Below are 20,033 nucleotides of genomic sequence, written 5' to 3'. Positions count from 1 at the left end.
AACCATCATTACCGGAACTAGCGGTATCGACAAGCTCTCGAACCAGCCGGAAGGGCCCCGACCATGAGCACTGCATCGAACCTCTTCACCGGACAGCGCGTCGTCGTGATGGGCGGCAGCTCGGGCATCGGCGAGGCGGCCGCCACCGCGTTCGCGGCGGACGGCGCCGAGGTCGTGATCACCGGCCGCGACCGTGAGCGGCTGGACGCCGCCGTCGAGCGGATCGGCGGCAAGGCCGGTGGTAAGCGGCTGGACGCGACGGACCCGGCCGCCCTCGCCGCCTTCTTCGCCGAGACCGGGACCGTCGACCACCTGGTGGTCGCGGTCAGCGGCGCGGCCGGCAGCGGCCCGTTCGCCCAGCTCGACCTGGCCGACCTCGCCGGCGGCTTCGACGCCAAGTTCTGGCCCCAGGTCCGGGTCCTGCAGTCGGCGCTGCCGCACCTGCGCGAGGACGGCTCGGTCATCCTGATCACCGCCGCCTCCGCCCGGGCCGCGATCCCCGGCACCGCCGGACTGGCCGCCATCAACGGAGCCCTGGAGGCGATGGTCCCGCCGCTCGCGGTCGAACTCGCCCCGCTGCGGGTCAACGCCGTCTCGCCCGGCGTCATCGACACCCCGTGGTGGGACCGCGTGCCCGTCGAGCAGCGCACCGCGCTCTTCGACGGTCTGGCCGCCACCACCCCGGTCGGCCGGGTCGGCCGCCCGGAGGACGTCGCCCGGGCGATCCACATGCTCGCGGCGAACACCTTCGTCACCGGCGTGGTCCTCGACTGCACCGGCGGGGCCAACCTGCCCACCGGCCGCTGAACACGTGTGAGCGTGCCTGAGCGCGTCTGAGCGTGCCTGAGCATGCCTGAGCGCGTCTGAGCGTGCCTGAGTGCGCCGCAATGGCCCGGCCCGGGAGGGATCCCGGCCGGGCCGTTGCGGCGAGCCGGTCGCCCCTGCCGCGTCGCTACGCCCCGCCCGTCACCACTCCGCCACTCGGTAGTCCTTCAGGAACACCCCCGACACCGGGTGCCCCGCCTCGCCCCGCACGATCGGGTCGTAGACCCGGGCCGCGCCGTCGACGATGTCCAGCGGGGTGCGGAAGCCGTGGGCGGCGATCCGGGTCTTCTTGGGGGCCGGGTTCTCGTCGGTGATCCAGCCGGTGTCGACGGCGCACATGTGCACGCCCTGGGTGGCGAGTTCGGCCGCGCTGGTGCGGGTGAGCATGTTGAGCGCGGCCTTGGCCATGTTGGTGTGCGGGTGGCGCGAGGTCTTGTTGCGGACGGCGAACCGGCCCTCCACCGCCGTGACGTTGACGATGTAGCGGGCGGGGAGCGGGGAGGCGAGCAGCAGCGGCAGCAGTCGGTCGCAGAGCAGGGCCGGGGCCAGGGCGTTGACCAGCTGGGTCTCCAGCACCTCCGCCGGGTCGAGCGAACCGAGCGTGGCGGACCAGGAGTTGGCGGGCGCGAGGTCGGGCAGCAGTCCGGCCTCGTCGGTGAAGTCCAGCAATGACCCGGCGCCCGCGGGGAGTTGGGTGGAGGCTCCGGAGAGCGGCCGGAAGCCGGGGGCATGGGTGATGGCCCGGTGGTCGGTCGCGGGCAGCGCCGTCACCTCGCCCGCCGCCAGCAGGGCGTACGACTCCGGCGGGCGGCGCAGGGTCTGCGCGGCGTTGTTGACGAGGATGTCCAGCGGGCGTCCGTCGGCCCGCAACTGCTCGGTCAGGCCGAGGACTTGGCGGGGGTCGCGGAGGTCGATGCCGACCACGGTCAGCCGGTCCCACCACTGCTCGCTGCCCTGGGCGGCGCGGAAGCGGCGGACGGTGTCCTGCGGGAAGCGGCTGGTGACGATCAGCTCGGCGCCGTCCCGCAGCAACATCAGCGCGAGCTGGAAGCCGATCTTCACCCGCCCGCCGGTGAGCAGCGCCCGGCGTCCGCGCAGGTCGGTGCCGAGGTCCCGGCGGGCGGTGTTGTCGGCCGCGCAGTCCGGGCAGAGCATGTGGTAGAAGCCGTCGACCTGACGGTAGGCCTGTTTGCAGACGTAGCACCGGCGCGGGAGCTGCAGCTCGCCGACCGGTCCGGTGGTGGTCCGGGTGAGCGGCGCGTCCTCGCGGCGGCGCCGGCCGCCGGTGGCGGTGGCGGCGAGCAGTTCGGCGTCGGCCTGCCGGACGGCCTGCTTGGCCTCCTGGCGGCGGCGCTTGCGGCTCTCCATCACGAAGGAGCTGAGCTGCCGCTCGGCGTGCAGCCGGGTGCGGTCGTGGGAGGGGAGCGCGCGCAGCCGGCCGAGGGTGCGGCTGAACGCGGCGAGTTCCTCGGGGGTGAGGCCCGCCGCGCAGGCGGCGTCGCCGGTCGGAAAGATCGTGTCGAGCTGGTCGTGGTCGTCCCGGACCGTCATGTCCGCCCCCTCGTGCCGTACAGGTGGGAGGGACTGTAGTGGACGGTCCGGGGCGATGAGATGCCAATTTCCGCGGGCTCGCAGCCGAGGTGCCGGCGGCCCCCTGACCCGCCGGCACCTCGGACGACCGGCTCAGCCCGTGTACTGGCTGAAGATCTTCGCGAACTCGTACGGCTGCTGCGGGATGTTGGTGCACTTCGACAGCGAGCCGCCGGTGCAGGCGTTGGCGTCCCGGGTGGCGTCCCAGAAGGCCAGCAGGCCGAGGTGGTTCCGCTCGGCGAAGGTCACCAGCTGCTGGGCGGCGGCCTGGTGGTAGATCTGGTGGTCGTCGTTCTCGCCGATCATCGGGGTGACCCCGACCATGGCCCACAGCTGGGCGTCGGTCTTCGCCGGGTAGAGCGCCTTGAGCTGCCCGAAGAGCGACTGCGCGGCCTGGACGGCGGCGTCGCCGTAGTCGGTGCCGGACCGGTAGTAGTCCATCGCCATGATGTCGACCAGGTCGAGGTTGACCCCGGCGTCCCGGGCGGACTTGACGATCGCGACGCCCTCGCTGGTCAGGCCCTCGGGCAGGACCGGCAGGGTGAGCGAGACCTTGAGGCCGGGGTGGGCCTGCTGGAGCTTGGCGAGCGCGGCGGAGCGGCGGTCGTTGGAAGCGGTGTCGGCGATCGCCGCGCCCTCGATGTCGTAGTCGACGTAGCGCAGGTTGTAGGCGTTGACCACCGCGTCGTACTCGTTGAACAGCGAGTCCACCGAGCCGCAGGCGGCGGCGAGTTCGGTGCCGCCGGCGCCGCCGAAGGAGAGCTTGACGTCGCCGCCGGCCGCGCGCAGCGCGTCGATCTGGTCCTTGGCCCAATCGGTGCGCGGGTCATAGGCGTTGAACCAGCTGGCCTTGCAGCCGATGCCGGTGACGAAGCCCATGGTGTAGCCCTTGACGCCGCCCGCCTCGGCCATGTTCGGCATGGACGGGGTGGGCCAGGCGCCCATGTCGATGTACGGGGCGACCGGCAGCGGGACGTTCGGCGGCGGGGTGCTCGGACCGCCGGTGGGAGTACCGGTGGGAGTGCCGGTGCTCGGCGGGGTGCTGGGACTGCCGCCGCCGGGGCCGGTGAGCGTGAGGTCGTCGGCGAGGTAGCCGCCCTGCCCGTACCAGCCGTGCAGGTAGACGGTGACGCTGGTGGTGCTCGGGCCGGTGGTGAAACTGGTGGACAGCTGCTGCCAGTCGGGGCCGCCGACGGTCCAGGTGGCGGGGTCGGTGACCCCGCTGCCGGTCGCGCCGAGGTAGACGTACCGCCCCTGCACCCAGGCGCTGAGGTTGTACGTGGTGTCGGGCTGGACGCTCACGGTCTGGCCGCACTGCGCGGTGTCGCTCGCGCCGACCGCCCCCTTGAGCGCGTAGGTCCCGCTGCGCGCACCGGAGTTGACGATGCTACCGGTCCCGCCGGAACAGCTCCACGGGTCGAGCGTGCCGCTCTCGAACCCGGCGTTGGCGAGCAGGTTGCCGTCGGTGGCGCCGGCGTTCCCGGCGAGGGCGGCCAGGCCGCCCGCCGCGAGCACGGTGGCGGCGGCGAGGCTCGGCAGTTTGGTCCGGCCGGCCGGACGGCGGTGCGTGGGGGCGTGCTGGGGCGCGCTGGGCATGGGGGTGCCTCTCGGGACGGTGGGCCGCCCGCGCAGCGAAGGGGGGATGCGGGGCGGGCGGCAGCGTGGGGGCTGGTCCGGTGCGGGGAGGAGCGCGGTGCTGAGGATCAAACTGGACTAGACCAGCTGTGCACGTCAAGCACTTCCCGGGTTCCGAAAGCCCCCCGAAGGCAGGTTTTAGGACGGGTTTAAGGGCGGGTTCAAGGGCGGGGGGTCAGTTCCGCCAGCTCCTGCGCCGAGAGCGCGAGCCCGGTGGCCGCGGCCGAGTCGCGGATGGAGGCCGGTCGGCGGGCGCCCGGGATCGGGATGACGGCGGGGGACTGGGCCAGGTGCCAGGCCAGGCAGATCTGCTGCGGGCTGACGCCGTGGGCCCGGGCGAGGGTGTGGAAGGGGGTGTCCGAGGCCGGCGCGCTGGTGCCGGGGTCGTCGACGGCGCTGAGGGAGATGCCGCCGAGGGGGCTCCAGGGGAGGAAGGCCAGGCCCAGTTCGGTGCACAGGTCGAGGGTGTCGCGGGTGGCCGGGTGTGCGGGGGAGAAGCGGTTCTGCACGGACACCAGGCAGGGGCCGAGGATCCGCTGGGCGGTGCGGATCTGCTCGCGGTCCACGTTGGAGAGGCCGACCATGCGGATGGTGCCGGCATCGGCGAGGTCCCGCAGGGCGCCGACGGAGTCGGCGAAGGGGACGGCGGGATCCGGCTTGTGGAGCTGGTAGAGGCCGATGGCCTCCACGCCCAGCCGGGCGGCCGAGGCCTCGGCCGCCCGGCGCAGGTGGCGCGGATCGCCGTTGACCGTCCAGGTCCCGTCGCCGGGGCGGCCCCGGCCGCCCTTGGTGGCCACCAGCACCTCGTCGGTACCACTGCCGCGGGCGGCGAGCGCCCGGGCGATCAGCCGTTCGTTGTGGCCGAGTTCGTCGGCGTGCCAGTGGTAGCTGTCGGCGGTGTCGATCAGCGTCACGCCCGCGTCGAGGGCGGCGTGGATCGTGGCGACGGCCTGGTCCCGGTCGGGGCGGCCCTCGACGGACAGGGGCATCGCGCCGAGGCCGACGGCGCTGACCGTGATGCCGCCGATGGTGCGGGCGTCGGTCGGCACGGGGGTCGGGGTCATCGGCGGGCCTCCTCGACGGCCTGGGGCAGCCAGTCGGTGATCGGGGCGAAGCGGAAGCCGAGGCGGGCCGCCCGGCCGGTGTCCATCGCGTAGCAGCGGTCGAAGGAGAACGGCGAGAGCGGCTCGTCGGCCCCGACCGTCAGCACCGGCTCGGCGCCCAGCTCGCGACCGATCGCCGCGCACAGCTCACGTACGTCCAGCGCCCCGTGGGAGGCCGCGTTGACCGGGCCGGTGAACTCGCTCGTCGCGGCCCAGGCCAGGAAGCGGGCGATCTCCGCCTGGTGGACGAAGGAGGCGCTCTGCGGTGCCGGGTGGACGGCCACCGGCAGGCCGCGCCCGATCCGCTCCACGTAGTGCGCCAGCCGTCCGGTGAAGTCGGTGCCGCCGAGGACGTGCGCGGTGCGCACGGCGACGACGTCGAAGGGCGCCTGCCCGGTGAGCAGCGCCTCCGCCTGGCGCTTGCCCTGACCGTAGTGGCCCGCCTGGAACGCCGGGTCGGCCCACGGGAGTTCGAGGTCCACCGGTTCGGCCGACAGGTCGAGGGCCTCCTCCCCGAGGGCCGGTCCGCCCGCCCGGCCGAGGTGGGCGTAGACCTCGACCGTGGAGGTCAGCACGTAGCGCGGGGTGCGGTCGGCGAAGACCCGGGCGGCGAGGGCCGCCTGGACGGGCGTGTAGCAGACCTGGTCGACCACGGCGTCGAAGCGCCGGTCGCCGAGTGCCGCGCGCAGTGCGGCCTCGTCGTCGCGGTCGGCGCGCAGGTGGGTCACGCCCCGCGGTGCGGGCGTCGAGCCGCGGTTGACGACGGTCACCGTCGCGCCCGCGTCCCGCAGGTCCTCGATCAGCCGTCTCCCGAAGTAGCGGCTCCCGCCGATCACGCACATGTCCACGCTCTCGATCCCTCCCTGGTCCCGGTGCTGTCCGATCCCGGTGTCGTCCGATGTCGGTGATGAGCCTGCCGGGCCCTGGTCGACAGCGGTAGTGTCGATTCGGATACCGCACCATTAGGAGAACTGTTGATCGACGTTCAGCGCCTCGCGGTGCTGCGGGAGGTCGCCCGCCGCGGCAGCTTCAACCAGGCGGCCCTGGCGCTGCACTGCACCCCCTCGGCCGTCTCGCAGCAGATCGCCGCACTGGAACGCGGCCTCGGCGCCCCCGCGGTGGAGCGCTCCACGCGCGGCGTCACGCTCACCGACGCGGGCCGCCTGCTGGTGGAGGCCGCCGACGCGATCGCCGCCGAGCTGGCCGACACCCAGCAGCGCATCGGCAGGCTCACCGCCGACCGGACCGCGCTGACCGTCGCCACCTTCGCCAGCGGTGGCCGTCGGCTGCTGCCCGCCGCCCTGGCCGGATTCGCCGCCGACCACCCGGAGGTGGAGCTGACGATCCTGGAGGCGGAGCCGGAGGAGAGCCTGCCCGCCGTCCGCGAGGGGCGGGCCGACCTCGCCCTCGCCTACTATTTCGACGGCCCGCCGCCCGCCCGGCCCGGCGACCGCTCCGGCCTGGACTGGACCCCGATCGGCGAGGACCCGCTGCGGGTCGTCCTGCCGCACCACCACCCGGTCGCGGCCCGTCACCGGGCCCGGCCCGAGCCGCCGCACCTGGCCGAACTCGCCGATCAGCGCTGGATCCTGGGCTGTCACAAGTCCGCCGGTCAGCTCGCCCGGTACGCCGCCCTGGCCGGTGTCGACCTGCGGATCTCCTGCACCGCGACGGACTACGACTTCGCGCAGTCCCTGGTCCGCGCCGGCATCGGCATCGCCCTGATCCCCGAGATCGGCCTGACCCGGCATCCGGAGCTGGTCGCGCTCCCACTGGCCGAACCCAGTCCTCGCCGCCGCCTGGGCCTGGCCCTCTCCCGCCGCCGACGCGGCCGCGCCGCGCGCCTGGCCGAGGAGTTGGCGGCCCGCCTCGTCGCGGAGGCCGGCTGACCGTCCGGATGGAGTCGTCACGCACCTGGTCGGCGCGCTGTCGTCGGACGACCTCACCCGGACGGGACATCGCGGGCAGGGGCATCAAATGCCCGGGGTCAGCCGCAGCAGGGCTTGCACTCCTTGACCTGTACGTTGTCCAGCACCGGCCCGTACACGCCAGGGACGGTGCTCTCGAAGGTCAGCGTGGTGGCGGAGCTCTGCGCGACGAAGCTGAACTGGTGGCCCACGTAACCCATCGCGGCCCTGGTCTTGCCGGTGACGTCGAAGGAGAAGTCCTGGAAGTCCTGCCCGTCGACGAGCACCCGGCCGGTGCGCAGGGGGGCGCCGCCGTCGGGGTTGCCGGCCAGGGCGTAGGACACCGAGTAGGTGGTGCCGGGGACGGTGGTGAAGGTCTGGGCGATGGTGCCGGGGCCGGCGCCGTTGAGGTCGACGGACTGGTCGCCCTCGGCGGCCTGCCAGAAGCCGGCGCCGATCAGGTCGACGCTGCCGCCGGTGACCGTCCAGGGGCCGATGCTCTGCCCGGCGACGGGCTCGGTGAAGGCGTTCGCCGGGGCCTTGGGGGACTCGAAGCTGCCGTCGTCGAAGTGGCTGAGGGTGCGGTGCCCGCCGGCCGCCTGCGCCGGGACGGCCAGCGCGGTGCCGGCGGCGACGAACAGGGCGAGGGCGGCGATGCGGGTGCGCGAGAGCGACATTTCTTCCCCAACTTCCGTGGTGACGGGCCGAGATGATCGGCTGTGCACAGAGCGTCGACCGTCCCGGAGTGCCCTGCCAAGACCGGACGGGCGGCGCCCGGTGGTGGGGGGCTCGTGGGGTGGGCTCCCGCGCGCCGGTTTGCCGGGCGGCCGGTTGCCGCAGGCTCGACGGACCGTCCGCGGGCGAATGTCCTTTCGTGCGGGGGCGAACCCTCGGGGTCGACCGCCGGGTCCCCGGGCCCGGTGGTGAAACCGGAGGCGCGCGCCCCGCTCGCACCCCTATGGTGGCGCGATGACCATACGAACGCCAGGTGACCCCTTCGGCGGCCCGCGGATCTGCTTCCTCGGCGACTCCTTCGTCCAGGGCCTCGGCGACCCGGAGTTCCGCGGTTGGGTCGGCCGGGTGCTCCAGGCCGCCGCGCCGGACGCCACCGCCTTCAACCTCGGTGTCCGGCGCCAGACCTCGGCGCAGGTGCGGCAGCGCTGCTGGGCCGAGGTCGAGCCGCGCAGCCTGCCCGGCGCCGACCACCGCCTGGTGCTCTCGTTCGGCGCCAACGACGCGGTGGCGGAGGGCGGCGCGCCCCGGGTCGCGCACGCGGACACCCTGGCCAACCTCGCCGCCCTGCTCGACGGCGCCCGCGAGCGCGGCATCGCGGCCCTGGTGGTCGGCCCGCCCCCGGTGGTCGGCCTGGGCGCGCAGCACCTGGAGCGGCTGCTGCGGCTCGCCCCCGCGATGGCCGGACTCTGTGCCTCCCGCGGCGTCCCGTTCATCGACGTCACCGAGGCGCTGGCCCGGGACCCGGCCTGGGTGGCCGGGGCGGAGGCGGCGGACGGCGCGCATCCGGGCGCCGGAGGGTACACGCGGCTCGCGGAGCTGGTGCTCGACGGCGGCTTCGGCGACTGGATCAAGCCAACTCCGCGTCGGACTTGACCTTGAGTGCACTCGAAGGTGAAAGCTGGAAGGCGTTGATCCAACCCGCGGACATCGAATCGGAGCATTGGCATGCGCAACGTCTCGTTCGGCAGCAACGGCCCTGAGGTCGGCGTCATCGGCCTCGGCTGCATGGGGATGACCTTCGCCTACGACGTGCAGAACCGGGATGACGAGAAGTCGGTCGGTGTGATCCGCCAGGCGCTGGACCTCGGCGTCACCCTGATCGACACCGCCGACATGTACGGCCCCTTCACCAACGAGGAGTTGGTCGGCACCGCGCTGGCCGGCCCGTACCGCGAGCGTGCCTTCCTGGCCACCAAGGTGGGCATCGTCCCCGGCCAGATCGGCCGGACCGGGGCCCGCGACGGCAGCCCCGAGCACGTGCGCCGCTCGATCGACGACAGCCTGCGCCGCCTCGGCACCGACCACGTCGACCTCTACCAGCTGCACCGGGTCGACCCGGCCGTCCCGATCGAGGAGACCTGGGGAGCGCTCGCCGAGACCGTCAAGGCCGGCAAGGCGCGCCGGATCGGGCTCTCCGAGGTGACCGTCGAGGAGATCAAGCGGGCCCAGTCGGTGCACCCGGTGGCCTCGGTGCAGTCCGAACTCTCGCTGTGGACCCGGGACGTGCTGGCCGACGTGCTGCCGTACACCGAGGAGCAGGGCATCGCCTTCCTACCGTACTCGCCGCTCGGCCGCGGCTTCCTGACCGGCAACATCTCCTCCTTCGACGAGCTGCCCGCCGACGACTTCCGCCGCCGGCTGCCGCGCTTCCAACAGGACGCGCTGAAGGCCAACCTGGCGCTGGTCGGCAAGGTCAAGGAGATCGCCGACCGGCTCGGCGTCACCCCCGCGCAGGTCGCGCTGGCCTGGGTGCTGGCGCAGGGCCGGTACGTCTTCCCGATCCCGGGCACCAAGACGCCGCGCTACCTGGTGGACAACGTGGGCGCGGCCGAGGTCGAGCTCTCGGCGGCCGACCTGGCCGAGCTGGACGCGCTGCCGGCGCCGACCGGCGAGCGCTACTGAGGTCCTCGAGGAGCCGGGGCGTGAGGTTCCCGAGGAGCCGGGGCACGGCTAGCGCTCCATGATCCACACCAGCTGCCGTCCGGTCTCGCCCGGAGCCCGGACGGCGGCCTCGGCCACCCGGTCCAGCCGGTAGCCGAGCTTGCGCGGGACGGCCGCGCTGGCGCCGTTCGCCTGGTCGCAGCGGATCTCCACCCGCGTGATCCCGGGCAGCGCCAGCGCGGCCTCGGTCAGTGCCCCGGCCGCGCTGGTGGCGATGCCCCGGCCGACGTGCCGGGCGGCGACCCAGTAGCCGATCTCCAGCGCGCCCGGGCCGATCCGCCCGTGCAACCCGAAGGCGCCGACCACCCGGCCGGGTTCGGCGTCCAGGCCGGCCAGGTACATGAAGTCGGTGCCGGCCTCCCAGGCGGCGGTGCCGGCCCGGGTCAGCTCGGTGGTCCGGGCCCGGGTGGGGGCCTCGGCCGCCCACTCCATCCAGGGCCGCAGATGGTCCAGGTTGGCGCGGACGGCCTTGTTCAGCGCCGCCGCGTGGGTGCTGCGGCGGCGGTGCAGCCGGAGGCCGCCGGGCAGCCGCAGCAGCTCGGGCGGCCGCCCGGTGCTGGCCTCCGGTGCCACGGGGGCGGGGCCACAGGGCCGTGGCTGTGCTTGGCTCATGGCGGCGATTATGTCCTTGGCCCGGACCTGTCACCATTCGGAGCTCCGGCCGGCCCGGGGGCGCACCCGGCGCCGCCCCGGCGCGTCAGAGCCTGACCATCACCTCGTCGAGCTCCTTGCGCCGCAGGTCCGGCACCCGCGCCCCCTCGGCGGGGTAGCCGACCGGGATCACATAGGCGGCCCGCTCCTCCGCCGGGCGGTCGCACACCTCGTTGAGGAACCTCATCGGGCTGGGGGTGTGGGTCAGCGTGGCCAGTCCGGCCTGGTGCAGCGAGGCCAGCAGCAGCCCGACCGCGATCCCCACCGACTCCTTGGTGTAGTACGGGCGCGGCGACTGCGGCCCCTTGTGCACCTCGAAGACCACGATCACGGCCGGTGCGTCCTCCAGGAACGGCTTGCGCCAGTCGGTGCCGATCGGCGTCAGCGCGGCCAGCCACTCCTCCGAGGCCCGGTGGCCGTAGAACTCGCGCTCCTCGGCCTCGGCCGCCTCGCGCAGCCGCCGCTTGCGCTCCGGGTCGGTGATCACCACGAACCGCCAGGGCTGGACGTGCGCACCGCTGGGCGCGGTGCTCGCGGTGCGGACCGCCCACTCGACCACCCCGTCCGGGATCGGGCGGGTGGCGTAGTCGCGGACGGTCCGGCGCTGCGCCATCACGTCGTGGAAGGCCTTGCCGCGGGCCTCGGCCTCGTGGGCGGGCACCGTCATCGGAGTGAGCGGGACGCTCGGGTACGGCGTCCCGGCCACCGCACTGCCTGTGCTGTCAACCATGGCCGACAGCACAGCACATGACGGCCGCTCCGGGAAGAGGTCGAGACCAATCCGGGGGTCGGTCCGGGCGGCTAGAGCTCGTGCACCCGCCCGTCCCGGACCTCGATCCGCCGGTTCACCGCCACGGTGTCCAGCATCCGCCGGTCGTGGGTGACCAGCAGCAGGGTGGCGGTGTACGAGCCGAGCGCGGACTCCAGCTGCTCGATCGCCGGCAGGTCCAGGTGGTTGGTGGGCTCGTCCAGCACCAGCAGGTTCACCCCGCGCGCCTGCAGCAGCGCCAGCGCGGCCCGGGTGCGCTCGCCGGGGGAGAGGGTGTCGGCCGGACGCAGCACGTGCACCGCCTTGAGGCCGAACTTGGCCAGCAGGGTACGCACCTCCTCCGGCGTGAGGTCCGGTACGGCGGCCGCGAAGGCCTCCGCCAGCGGCTCGCCGCCCAAGAACAGCCCGCGCGCCTGGTCCACCTCGCCGACCACCACGCCGGAGCCCAACACGGAGCTGCCGCCGTCGAGTTCGAGCCGGCCGAGCAGGGCGGCCAGCAGCGTGGACTTGCCCGCGCCGTTGGCGCCGGTGATGGCGACCCGGTCGGCCCAGTCGATCTGCAGGTCCACCGGGCCGAAGCCGAAGTCGCCGCGCCGGGCGACCGCCCCGCGCAGGGTGGCGACCACCGAGCCGGAGCGCGGCGCGGCGGCGATCTCCATCCGCAGCTCCCACTCCTTGCGCGGCTCCTCGACCGCGTCCAGCCGCTCGATCATCCGCTGGGTCTGCCGGGCCTTGGAGGCCTGCTTCTCGGTGGACTCGGCACGGGTGGCGCGGGCCTTCTTGTCGTTGTCGCCGCCCTTGCGGCGGGCATTGCGCACGCCGTGCTCCATCCAGTTGCGCTGCATCTGCGCCCGGGCCTCCAGCGAGGCCTTGGTGTCGGCGTACTCCTCGTACTCCTCGCGGGCGTGCCGGCGGGCCACCGCCCGCTCCTCCAGGTACGCCTCGTAACCGCCGCCGTACAGGTTGACCTGCTGCTGGTGCAGGTCCAGCTCCAGCACCTTGGTGACGGTGCGGGCCAGGAACTCGCGGTCGTGGCTGATCAGCACGGTGCCGGCGCGCAGGCCCTTGACGAAGGCCTCCAGCCGCTCCAGGCCGTCCAGGTCGAGGTCGTTGGTGGGCTCGTCCAGCAGAAACACGTCGTAGCGGGAGAGCAGCAGCGAGGCCAGGCCCGCGCGGGCGGCCTGGCCGCCGGAGAGCGCCGTCATCGGCAGGTCGAGGGAGACCTTCAGGCCGAGCGAGTCGGCGACCTCCTCGGCCCGCTCCTCCAGGTCGGCACCGCCGAGGTCCAGCCAGCGGTCCAGGCTCGCCGCGTAGGCGTCGTCGGCGCCCGCCCGGCCCTCGACCAGGCCCTCGGTGGCCTCGTCCAGCGCGGCCTGCGCGGCCGCCACACCGGTGCGCCGGGCCAGGAACTCGCGCACCGACTCGCCCGCGCGCCGCTCCGGCTCCTGCGGCAGGTGGCCGACGTTGGCACCGGCCGGGCTGAGCCGCAGCGAGCCGGCCTCGGGGGTGTCCAGGCCCGCCAGCAGGCGCAGCAACGTCGACTTGCCGGCGCCGTTCACGCCGACCAGGCCGATCACGTCGCCGGGGGCGACGACCAGGTCCAGGCCGGAGAAGAGGGTGCGTTCGCCGTGGCCGGCGCTGAGGTCCTTGACTACGAGTGTGGCGCTCATGATGGGCCGATTGTAGGAGGAGCGGGCCCCGGACCGGAAAAGCCCGGGGGCCGCGGCTGTGGCAGCCGCGGCCCCCGGGGTCACCCGTGGATCACTTCTCAGCGACTCACTTGGTCTTCTTGGAGAAGTAGTCGAACATGTGCGCCGCCACGTCCTCCAGGTACGGGCCCGCCTCGTAGGTGTTGGCGCCGTTGCCGATGGAGGTGTCGCTGACCAGTGCCGGCTTGCCGTCCTTGGTGGCGTACCAGCCGCCGCCACTGCTGCCGCCGGTCATGTTGCAGCCGATCATCAGCATCGCCGGGCGGTCCGGGACGCCGGCCTTCGCGGCCGGCTTGCCGCCGTCGCAGTGCTCCAGCTCGACGCCGTCGAAGGGCTTGCCCTCCGGGAAGCCGTAGTTGGAGACGGCGGTCAGCTGGTCACGCGGGGCGTTGAACCACAGCGGCACCGAGCCGCCGACGGTCTCCTCCAGCGACTTGCCGTTCGGGTCGGGGTTGGCGACCTTGATGATGCCGAAGTCGTACTGGCTCCACGGGCCGCCGTGCTCCGGGTCGGCCTCGGCCGTCCACTGCGGCGAGACCATGCCGGCGGTGGCGCCCCACTCGCCGTACGGCTCGGCGTCCTCCAGCTTGGACTTCTGCTTGTTGCCGTTGCTCAGCACGCCGTTGCTGTTGAAGGCCGGGGCGAAGGTGATGTCGGTGTAGTACTTGTTGCCCTTGCCGCCGTGCAGGCAGTGGCTCGCGGTCCACACCAGGTTGCTCTTGCCCGGGTTGGCCGGGTCGGAGACGACGGTGCCGGAGCACACGTAGTCGTCGTTGCCGTCCTTGAAGAAGATCTTGCCGTTGACGTGCATGTTCGTCGGGAACGGGTGCGCCACCGGCTTCGCCGCGACCACGGCGGGCAGCTGGTCCGGCCCGGTCGGCGGCTGAGCGGCGGTGGGCTGGGCCGGGGCCGCGCTGGTCGGCGCCGCGGTCGGCTGGGCCGGGGCCTGCGTCGGGCTCTGGTTGGGCGCCTGCGGCAGCGGCTTCGGCTTGGCGTTCAGCAGCTTCTGCAGGGTCCAGTAGCCCTTGACCGCCGGGGTGATGACGTTCGCCTGGGCCCACTTGTCCCAGTCCTCGAGCTTCCAGGTCTTCAGCTCTTCGAGCGTCGGAAGCTTGATCGGGGCCGCGCCCGGCTTGCCGGAGGCGGTGGCCGCGACGGTGGGAGCCGTGGTCTGGGCTCCGGCCGGGTCGCTGTTGTCCGGCCCGCAGGCGGTGGCGACCACCATGGTCAGCGCGGCGACGGACGCGCCCAGGACAGCACGGCTCGGCCGGGATATCGATGACATGAGTTCAAATCCCCCTGTTGACTACTCGCCATACGGCCCGTTCCTCGGGTACGGCCCCGGGGAGCCGCAGGTATGGCAGGTGAGGAGTCTGCCATGTGGATAAGAAACTCCTTACATCCGCCCCGGGCTGGGACAGGGCTGTCACCGGATCGGCACCGGATCGGCACCCGACCTCCGTCGGGGGCCGGTGAATCGGCGGCCGGGTGAGTCGGCGGCCGGGTGAATCGGGGGCCGGGTAAATCGGTTGCACACGTCTGTTGACGTTCGTACCGTGGAGTTCGTCATCAGCCAGACAAGGAGAAGGCCGTTGCTCTACTGAGGTCCCGGGACACCGCCCCGCCGCGCAGGCCCTGCTGCCGCCGCGCGGTGTGCGAGTGTGCGACCTCAGTCACGGCCCCTGGCGCCTTGCCGCGCCCCCTCGTCGTCAGGCCGTACCGGTTCCGCACCCGCGGTGTCTCCCCGTGTTGCTCATCACCCCATTCAGCAACCATCCGGGAGGCCTTACATGGCACAACCCACCACCGCCGTCCTCTGCACCGACCTCGCGTTCGAGTGGCCCGACGGCAAGCCCGTCCTGGACGGCTTCCACCTCGCCGTCGGCCCCGGTCGCACCGGACTGATCGGGCTCAACGGCGCCGGCAAGTCCACCCTGCTGCGGCTGATCGCCGGCGAGCTCACCCCGACCGGCGGCACCGTCCGGGTCGAGGGCGAACTCGGCTACCTGCCCCAGGGCTTGACGCTCGACACCGGGATGCGGGTCGACGAGGCGCTCGGCATCCGGGCCGCCCGCGAGGCCCTGCACGCCATCGAGTCCGGCGACACCGACCAGCGGCACTTCGACGCCGTCGGCGACGACTGGGACGTCGAGGAGCGCGCCCGCGCCACCCTCGACCGGCTCGGCCTGCGCAACCTCGGCCTCGACCGCACCACCGGCGAACTCTCGGGCGGTGAGGCGGTGTTGCTGCGGCTGGCCGCCCTGCTGCTGCGCCGCCCCGACGTCCTGCTGCTCGACGAGCCCACCAACAACCTCGACCGGGCCGCCCGCGAGCGGCTCTACGAGACGGTGGCGGGATGGAACGGCGCCATGCTGATCGTCAGTCACGACCGCGAGCTGCTCCGGCGCGTCGACCAGATCGCCGACCTGAGGGACGGCGAAGTGACCTGGTACGGCGGCAACTTCGACGAGTACGAGCGCACGCTCGCGGCCCAGCAGGAGACGGCCGAGCGGCTGCTGCGCAACGCCGAAGCCGATGTCCAGCGCCAGAAGCGGGACTTGGTCGAGGCCCGCGTCAAGCTGGACCGCAGCGCCTCGTACGGCAAGAAGCGCTCGGTCACCCGCAACGACCCGCACATCTTCGCCGGGATGCTCAAGCGCAAGGGCCAGGAGACGGCGGGCCGGCTCACCGGCATGCACACCGAGCGACTGGAGGAGGCGAAGCAGCGGCTCACCGCCGCCGAGGAGGCCGTACGCGACGACGCCGAGATCCGGATCGACCTGCCGCGCACCGCCGTTCCGGCCGGGCGCACCGTGCTCACCCTGCAGAAGGTCAAGCTGCCCTACGGCACCACCGCCGACCTCGACCTGCGCGGCCCCGAGCGGATCGCCCTGGTCGGGCGCAACGGCTCCGGCAAGACGACGCTGCTGCGCACCATCGCGGGCGAACTCTCCCCGCTGGAGGGTCAGATCACCACCCCGGCGGCGCTGCGCTACCTGCCGCAGCGACTCGACCTGCTGGACGACAAGCTGACCGTCGTGGAGAACGTCAAGCTGTTCGCCCCCAACGCCGGGGACAATGCGATCCGCGCCCGGCTGGCCCGCTTCCTGTTCCGCGGCGCCCGGGCCGACCAGCCGGCCGGCACCCTGTCCGGCGGCGAGCGGTTCCGGGCGACGCTGGCCGCCCTGCTGCTGGCCGACCCGCCGCCGCAGCTGCTGCTGCTCGACGAGCCGACCAACAACCTGGACCTCGCCAGCGTCCGCCAGCTCACCCAGGCGCTGGCCGCCTACCAGGGCGCGCTGATCGTGGTCAGCCACGACCTGCCGTTCCTGCGCGGCCTGGGGCTGACCAGATGGCTGGAGCTGGACGGCGAACTGAGGGCGGTGGACCCGATGTAGCGGGCGAAGTGGGCGAAGCGGGTGCGTCGGGTCCAGTGGGTGCGGCGGGGGTGCCGGTGCGGCGGCTACTCCTGCCCGCCGTGCCCGGGCCGTGCCCGCCCTGCCCGCCGGGCGTCATCCGACGTGCCGTACCCGTGCCTCTTCGGTCCCATCCGCCCGGCCGGCCGAACGGGCCCGGGGAGGGTCCGACGGCAAACCGTTTTGACGACCGGTGGAAAAACGTCGGTCGTGCCCCCAACTTCCGTGCGCTGCAGTACCATCGGCGGCATGCCTGCGCTCAACATCGAGTACACGGAACACGAGCTCGCCGCGATCCGCGAGGCCGCCGCCGCGGACGGCAAGAGCGTGAAGGCGTACGTCCACGACCTGAGCGTGCGGGAGCAGCAGCGCCGGGTGTTCGTGGACCACGCGGTGGCGTTCTGGAAGACGCACCAGGCGGAGTTCGACGCCGCGTTCCCGGAGGACGCGCCGGCCGCGTGAGCGGCGGCGGTGCGGGTGTGAGGTCGGGGCCCGGAGTGGTGGCGGGTCGGGGCACGATGAGGGCCGGGGCGCGGTGAGGGACGAGGGCGTGGCGTTGCTGCACGTCGACCTGCGCTGGCTGCTCGACGTGCAGGAGCTGGCCTCCCCGGAGGACCTCAGCGTGCGGGACTACTCGGCGCTGCAGGCCGCCGTGGCCCGGCACCGGGTGAACACCGCCCAGCTCGGCCATGACGCCGATCCCGCCTGGTGCGCGGCCACCCTGATGCACACCATCGTGCTGCTGCGCCCGCTCCCGGTGCGCAACAACCTGTACGCCTGCATGGCGACGGCCGCGTACATGCACGCGGCGGGAGAGGGGATCGACCCGCCGTACGGGGCGCTGGTCGAGCTGGCCCGGGACGTCGCCGAGGCCCAGGCGGACGTGTTCGCGGCGGCCGACCGGATCCGCGGCTGGCGGATCTGAGCTCCCGGACGGGTGCGGGGCCGGCCGCCGCGCAGCTCAGGCTCCGGCGGCCATCACCGCCATCAGGCCATCAGGCCCTCGCGGGCCTCAGCTTGGCCGCGACCAGCGTGCCCAGCCGGTCCAGCCCGACGACGAGCGCGGCGAGCACGATGAACTCCACGGTCAGCTGGGCGATCTGGCCCCAGACATAGCCGTAGCCCTTGCCGGTCGGGTCGAAGAAGAAGTACGGGTACGGCGTCGGGAAGTCGTCGAACAGCGCGTTGCGGGCGAGCACGATCGCCGCGTAGCCGAGCGGGAAGGCCAGCCAGAGCGGGATGTCCTTCCAGGCCGTCGCGTTGCGCGGCTTCAGCAGCAGCCAATCGGCGAGCACCATCACCGGCGTCACGTAGTGCAGGAAGAAGGACGACCAGTGCGCCAGCCGGTCCGGCCCGCTGACCAGCCCGGGCAGCGGGTTGGCGCCGTGCTGGAGCAGGATGTGCGAGACCAGTCCGGTGATCAGGATGTACAGCGTGGCGGCGCCGCGCAGCCGGGGTGCGGGCGCGTCGACGGTGTCGCGCTTGATCATCCAGTAGACCGCGCCGATGAAGTAGCCGAGCACGATCACATTGCTCTGCACGGTGAAGTACACCAGCGACGCCGCCCCCAGGGACAGGCCGAGGCCCGCCGAGAGCGCGATGCCCGCGCGCCACCACAGCGCGGGGCTGGTCCGGACTGTCATACGGCCACCAGTTCGTTCCAGGCGATACGGGAGGTATCGGACGGCCAAGAGGAATGCCGCACTCTACTTGGTGGTAGTGGGCGGGCGGAACCTCTCCGCGAGCCGGTGCGTACCCGTACGAATCGCTGTCCGAGGCTCAGCCGGGCAGGACGAACCCCGACTCGTACGCCGCGATCACCGCCTGGGTGCGGTCCCGGGCGCCCAATTTGGCCAGCACGCCGCCGACGTGCGTCTTCACCGTCTCCTGGCTCACCACCAGCTGCCGGGCGATCTCGCCGTTGTTGAGCCCGGTGGCCATCAGCCGCAACACCTGCCCCTCCCGCTCGGTCAGCCGTCCGATCGGCCCCCGGTCCACGGCGGCGGCCTTCCGGCGGCCGTCCGCGCCGTGGCGCAGCGCGAGTTCGCGTACGGCCGCCGGGAACAGCAGCGAGTCCCCGCGCGCGACCAGCCGTACCGCCTGGACCATCTCCTCCGCCCGTGCCCGCTTCAGCAGGAACCCGGCCGCGCCCGCGCGCAGTGCGTCGTACACGTGGTCGTCGTGCTCGAAGGTGGTGACCACCAGGATCCGCGGCGGCTCGGCCATGCCGCCGACCAGCTGCTCGGTGGCCCGGATCCCGTTGATGCCGGGCATCCGGACGTCCATCAGCACCACGTCCGGGCGCAGCTCGCGCACCAGCGGGACGACCTCGGCGCCGTCGGAGGCCTCGCCGACCACGGTGAGGTCCGGCTCGGCGTCGATCACCACCCGCAGGCCCATCCGGACCAGCCGCTCGTCGTCCGCGATCACCACGCGGATGCTCTCGTGACCGATGCTCTCGCTACCGGCGCTCTCGTTCATGATGTCCCTCCCACCGGCAGCCAGACGGCCAGCCGCCACGTCGTTCCGTCCTCGCTCGGCCCCGCCGTGCTCCCGCCGCGCAGGGTCGTGGCGCGTTCCCCGATCCCGCGCAGCCCGCGCCCGCCGCCCGGGCGGCTCGGGCGGGCGGGGCCGAGCGGATTGGTCAGTTCGATCTCCAGCCGGTCCGTGTCCAGGGCGACCCGCAGTCCGGCCGGGGCGGGCCCGGCGTGCCGCAGCACATTGGTCAGGCCCTCCTGCACGATCCGGTAGGCCTCGCGGGAGACCTCGGCGGGCAGCGCGGCCAGACCGGGGTCCAGCTTGGCGTCCACCGTCACGCCGGTGCGGGCGAGTTGGCGCAGCAGGTCGTCCAGCTCGGCGAGTGTAGGCCCGGCGGGTTCGGCGGTGGCCTCCTCCTCGCGCAGCAGCCCGAGCACGGTGTCCAGTTCGGCGACGGCCCCCCGCGCGGTCTCCTCGATCGCCCGCAGTGCCTCGGTGGCGAAGTCCGGGTCGGTGCGCAGCACCCGGGCCGCCGCGGAGGCCTGGATGCCGACCGCGCTGAGCGCGTGCCCGACGGAGTCGTGCAGCTCACGGGCCAGCCGGTTGCGCTGGGCGAGGACGGCGGCCCGTCGCTCGGCGGCGGCCAGCCGCTCCTCCGGGGTCGGCCCGAGCAGGGCGGGCGCCCAGCGGGCGAGCAGCGCACCGAAGGCGGCGTTGGTGCCGACGACCAGCAGCAGGACGGCCAGGCCCAGCATCGGGCCGGTGAACATCCAGCCGGGGAAACGGTCCTCCCAGAACCGGGCGAGGTCCTCGGACCCGCCGAGGCTCATCAGCAGCACCGCCGAGAACGGGACCCCGGCCAGCGTCATCCCGGCGACCACCCCGCCGGAGAACAGGTGCAGCACGAACCAGACGGCGGTGCGCCACCTCGCCCCCCAGGACCGGGCCGGTCCGGTGGTGAGCTCCTCCGGCCGCGCCACCATGCACAGCGCCCGCGCGGCCGCGCCCTCCAGCCCCCGGACGGTCGGCACCAGCGCGGTGACGGCCGCCATCGGCAGCGAGGTGAACAGCGCCAGCAGCTGCAGCAGCACTTGTCGCAGGTGCCCCTGGTCGGGGTTGAGCGCTCCGAGCCCCACGATCGACAGCAGCCAGTACGGCATCAGCAGCGCGCCGCCCAGCACCAGATGCACCCAGCGTAGCCGGGCCCGCCGCCCGAACAACGCCTCCACCACTGACCGCAGCCGGCCGCCCCCCGTGTCCACCCGGGTGACTCT

General features: G+C 73.3%; 19 protein-coding genes. 7 read left to right on the top strand and 12 right to left on the bottom strand.

Features of this window, described 5'->3' with window-relative positions:
• Positions 1-63: 63 nt before the first annotated feature.
• Positions 64-807, top strand: a complete 744-nt coding sequence (locus ACH4E7_RS16330; protein WP_396249712.1) for an SDR family oxidoreductase — start codon at positions 64-66, stop codon at positions 805-807.
• Between the two features lie 159 nt (positions 808-966).
• Here ACH4E7_RS16330 and ACH4E7_RS16325 read toward each other — a convergent pair whose 3' ends face one another.
• From ACH4E7_RS16325 to ACH4E7_RS16310, 4 genes are all read right to left on the bottom strand, one after another.
• On the bottom strand, positions 967-2,376 hold the full coding sequence (locus ACH4E7_RS16325) for an SDR family oxidoreductase (protein WP_396249711.1): 1,410 nt from the start codon (positions 2,374-2,376) through the stop codon (positions 967-969).
• Between the two features lie 132 nt (positions 2,377-2,508).
• Positions 2,509-4,011 (bottom strand): carbohydrate binding domain-containing protein, encoded by a 1,503-nt coding sequence (locus ACH4E7_RS16320; protein WP_396249710.1) that lies wholly within the window; start codon positions 4,009-4,011, stop codon positions 2,509-2,511.
• Between the two features lie 200 nt (positions 4,012-4,211).
• The gene (locus ACH4E7_RS16315) at positions 4,212-5,114 is read right to left on the bottom strand and encodes an aldo/keto reductase (protein ID WP_396249709.1); all 903 of its coding nucleotides are present in this window, start codon (positions 5,112-5,114) and stop codon (positions 4,212-4,214) included.
• The gene (locus tag ACH4E7_RS16310; protein ID WP_396249880.1) at positions 5,111-5,995 is read right to left on the bottom strand and encodes an NAD-dependent epimerase/dehydratase family protein; all 885 of its coding nucleotides are present in this window, start codon (positions 5,993-5,995) and stop codon (positions 5,111-5,113) included. The genes ACH4E7_RS16315 and ACH4E7_RS16310 overlap by 4 nt, the downstream gene beginning before the upstream one ends.
• A 132-nt stretch (positions 5,996-6,127) precedes the next feature.
• Here ACH4E7_RS16310 and ACH4E7_RS16305 point away from each other — a divergent pair, with 132 nt between their 5' ends.
• A complete protein-coding gene (locus tag ACH4E7_RS16305) occupies positions 6,128-7,042 on the top strand; it encodes a LysR family transcriptional regulator (protein WP_396249708.1) in 915 nt (304 codons plus the stop codon).
• A gap of 98 nt (positions 7,043-7,140) precedes the next feature.
• Here ACH4E7_RS16305 and ACH4E7_RS16300 read toward each other — a convergent pair whose 3' ends face one another.
• Entirely contained in the window at positions 7,141-7,737 is a 597-nt protein-coding gene (locus ACH4E7_RS16300; protein ID WP_396249707.1) for a choice-of-anchor C family protein, read from the bottom strand.
• 292 nt (positions 7,738-8,029) lie between these two features.
• On the opposite strand from ACH4E7_RS16300, the gene ACH4E7_RS16295 reads away from it, so the two are divergent.
• Entirely contained in the window at positions 8,030-8,668 is a 639-nt protein-coding gene (locus ACH4E7_RS16295; RefSeq protein ID WP_396249706.1) for a GDSL-type esterase/lipase family protein, read from the top strand.
• Between the two features lie 72 nt (positions 8,669-8,740).
• Entirely contained in the window at positions 8,741-9,697 is a 957-nt protein-coding gene (locus ACH4E7_RS16290) for an aldo/keto reductase (RefSeq protein ID WP_396249705.1), read from the top strand.
• 48 nt (positions 9,698-9,745) lie between these two features.
• On the opposite strand, the gene ACH4E7_RS16285 is transcribed toward ACH4E7_RS16290, so the two are convergent.
• From ACH4E7_RS16285 to ACH4E7_RS16270, 4 genes are all read right to left on the bottom strand, one after another.
• Complete coding sequence (locus tag ACH4E7_RS16285; protein ID WP_396249704.1) at positions 9,746-10,348, bottom strand: GNAT family N-acetyltransferase; 603 nt, start codon at positions 10,346-10,348, stop codon at positions 9,746-9,748.
• Positions 10,349-10,433: 85 nt separating this feature from the next.
• Positions 10,434-11,117, bottom strand: coding sequence for a nitroreductase family protein (locus tag ACH4E7_RS16280; protein WP_396249703.1), 684 nt, complete (start codon positions 11,115-11,117; stop codon positions 10,434-10,436).
• A gap of 71 nt (positions 11,118-11,188) precedes the next feature.
• On the bottom strand, positions 11,189-12,826 hold the full coding sequence (locus tag ACH4E7_RS16275; RefSeq protein ID WP_396249702.1) for an ABC-F family ATP-binding cassette domain-containing protein: 1,638 nt from the start codon (positions 12,824-12,826) through the stop codon (positions 11,189-11,191).
• A gap of 106 nt (positions 12,827-12,932) precedes the next feature.
• Positions 12,933-14,150, bottom strand: coding sequence for a trypsin-like serine peptidase (locus ACH4E7_RS16270; protein ID WP_396249701.1), 1,218 nt, complete (start codon positions 14,148-14,150; stop codon positions 12,933-12,935).
• 505 nt (positions 14,151-14,655) lie between these two features.
• On the opposite strand from ACH4E7_RS16270, the gene ACH4E7_RS16265 reads away from it, so the two are divergent.
• The 3 genes from ACH4E7_RS16265 to ACH4E7_RS16255 all read left to right on the top strand — a co-directional run bounded on the left by ACH4E7_RS16265 (position 14,656) and on the right by ACH4E7_RS16255 (position 17,206).
• The gene (locus tag ACH4E7_RS16265) at positions 14,656-16,263 is read left to right on the top strand and encodes an ABC-F family ATP-binding cassette domain-containing protein (protein ID WP_396249700.1); all 1,608 of its coding nucleotides are present in this window, start codon (positions 14,656-14,658) and stop codon (positions 16,261-16,263) included.
• A 267-nt stretch (positions 16,264-16,530) separates the two neighbouring features.
• Complete coding sequence (locus tag ACH4E7_RS16260; protein ID WP_396249699.1) at positions 16,531-16,743, top strand: hypothetical protein; 213 nt, start codon at positions 16,531-16,533, stop codon at positions 16,741-16,743.
• 88 nt (positions 16,744-16,831) lie between these two features.
• Positions 16,832-17,206 (top strand): toxin Doc, encoded by a 375-nt coding sequence (locus tag ACH4E7_RS16255; RefSeq protein WP_396249698.1) that lies wholly within the window; start codon positions 16,832-16,834, stop codon positions 17,204-17,206.
• A 70-nt stretch (positions 17,207-17,276) separates the two neighbouring features.
• On the opposite strand, the gene ACH4E7_RS16250 is transcribed toward ACH4E7_RS16255, so the two are convergent.
• The 3 genes from ACH4E7_RS16250 to ACH4E7_RS16240 form a co-directional block, all read right to left on the bottom strand.
• The gene (locus ACH4E7_RS16250; protein WP_396249697.1) at positions 17,277-17,924 is read right to left on the bottom strand and encodes a Pr6Pr family membrane protein; all 648 of its coding nucleotides are present in this window, start codon (positions 17,922-17,924) and stop codon (positions 17,277-17,279) included.
• 136 nt (positions 17,925-18,060) lie between these two features.
• Complete coding sequence (locus ACH4E7_RS16245; RefSeq protein ID WP_396249696.1) at positions 18,061-18,762, bottom strand: response regulator; 702 nt, start codon at positions 18,760-18,762, stop codon at positions 18,061-18,063.
• A complete protein-coding gene (locus ACH4E7_RS16240; RefSeq protein WP_396249695.1) occupies positions 18,759-20,021 on the bottom strand; it encodes a sensor histidine kinase in 1,263 nt (420 codons plus the stop codon). The genes ACH4E7_RS16245 and ACH4E7_RS16240 overlap by 4 nt, the downstream gene beginning before the upstream one ends.
• Positions 20,022-20,033: the final 12 nt, after the last annotated feature.

The organism is Kitasatospora sp. NPDC018058, from assembly GCF_044327205.1.
Classification (GTDB): domain Bacteria; phylum Actinomycetota; class Actinomycetes; order Streptomycetales; family Streptomycetaceae; genus Kitasatospora.
The sequence above is the reverse complement of the archived record's forward strand: the minus strand, read 5'-3'. Positions and strand labels throughout refer to the sequence as shown.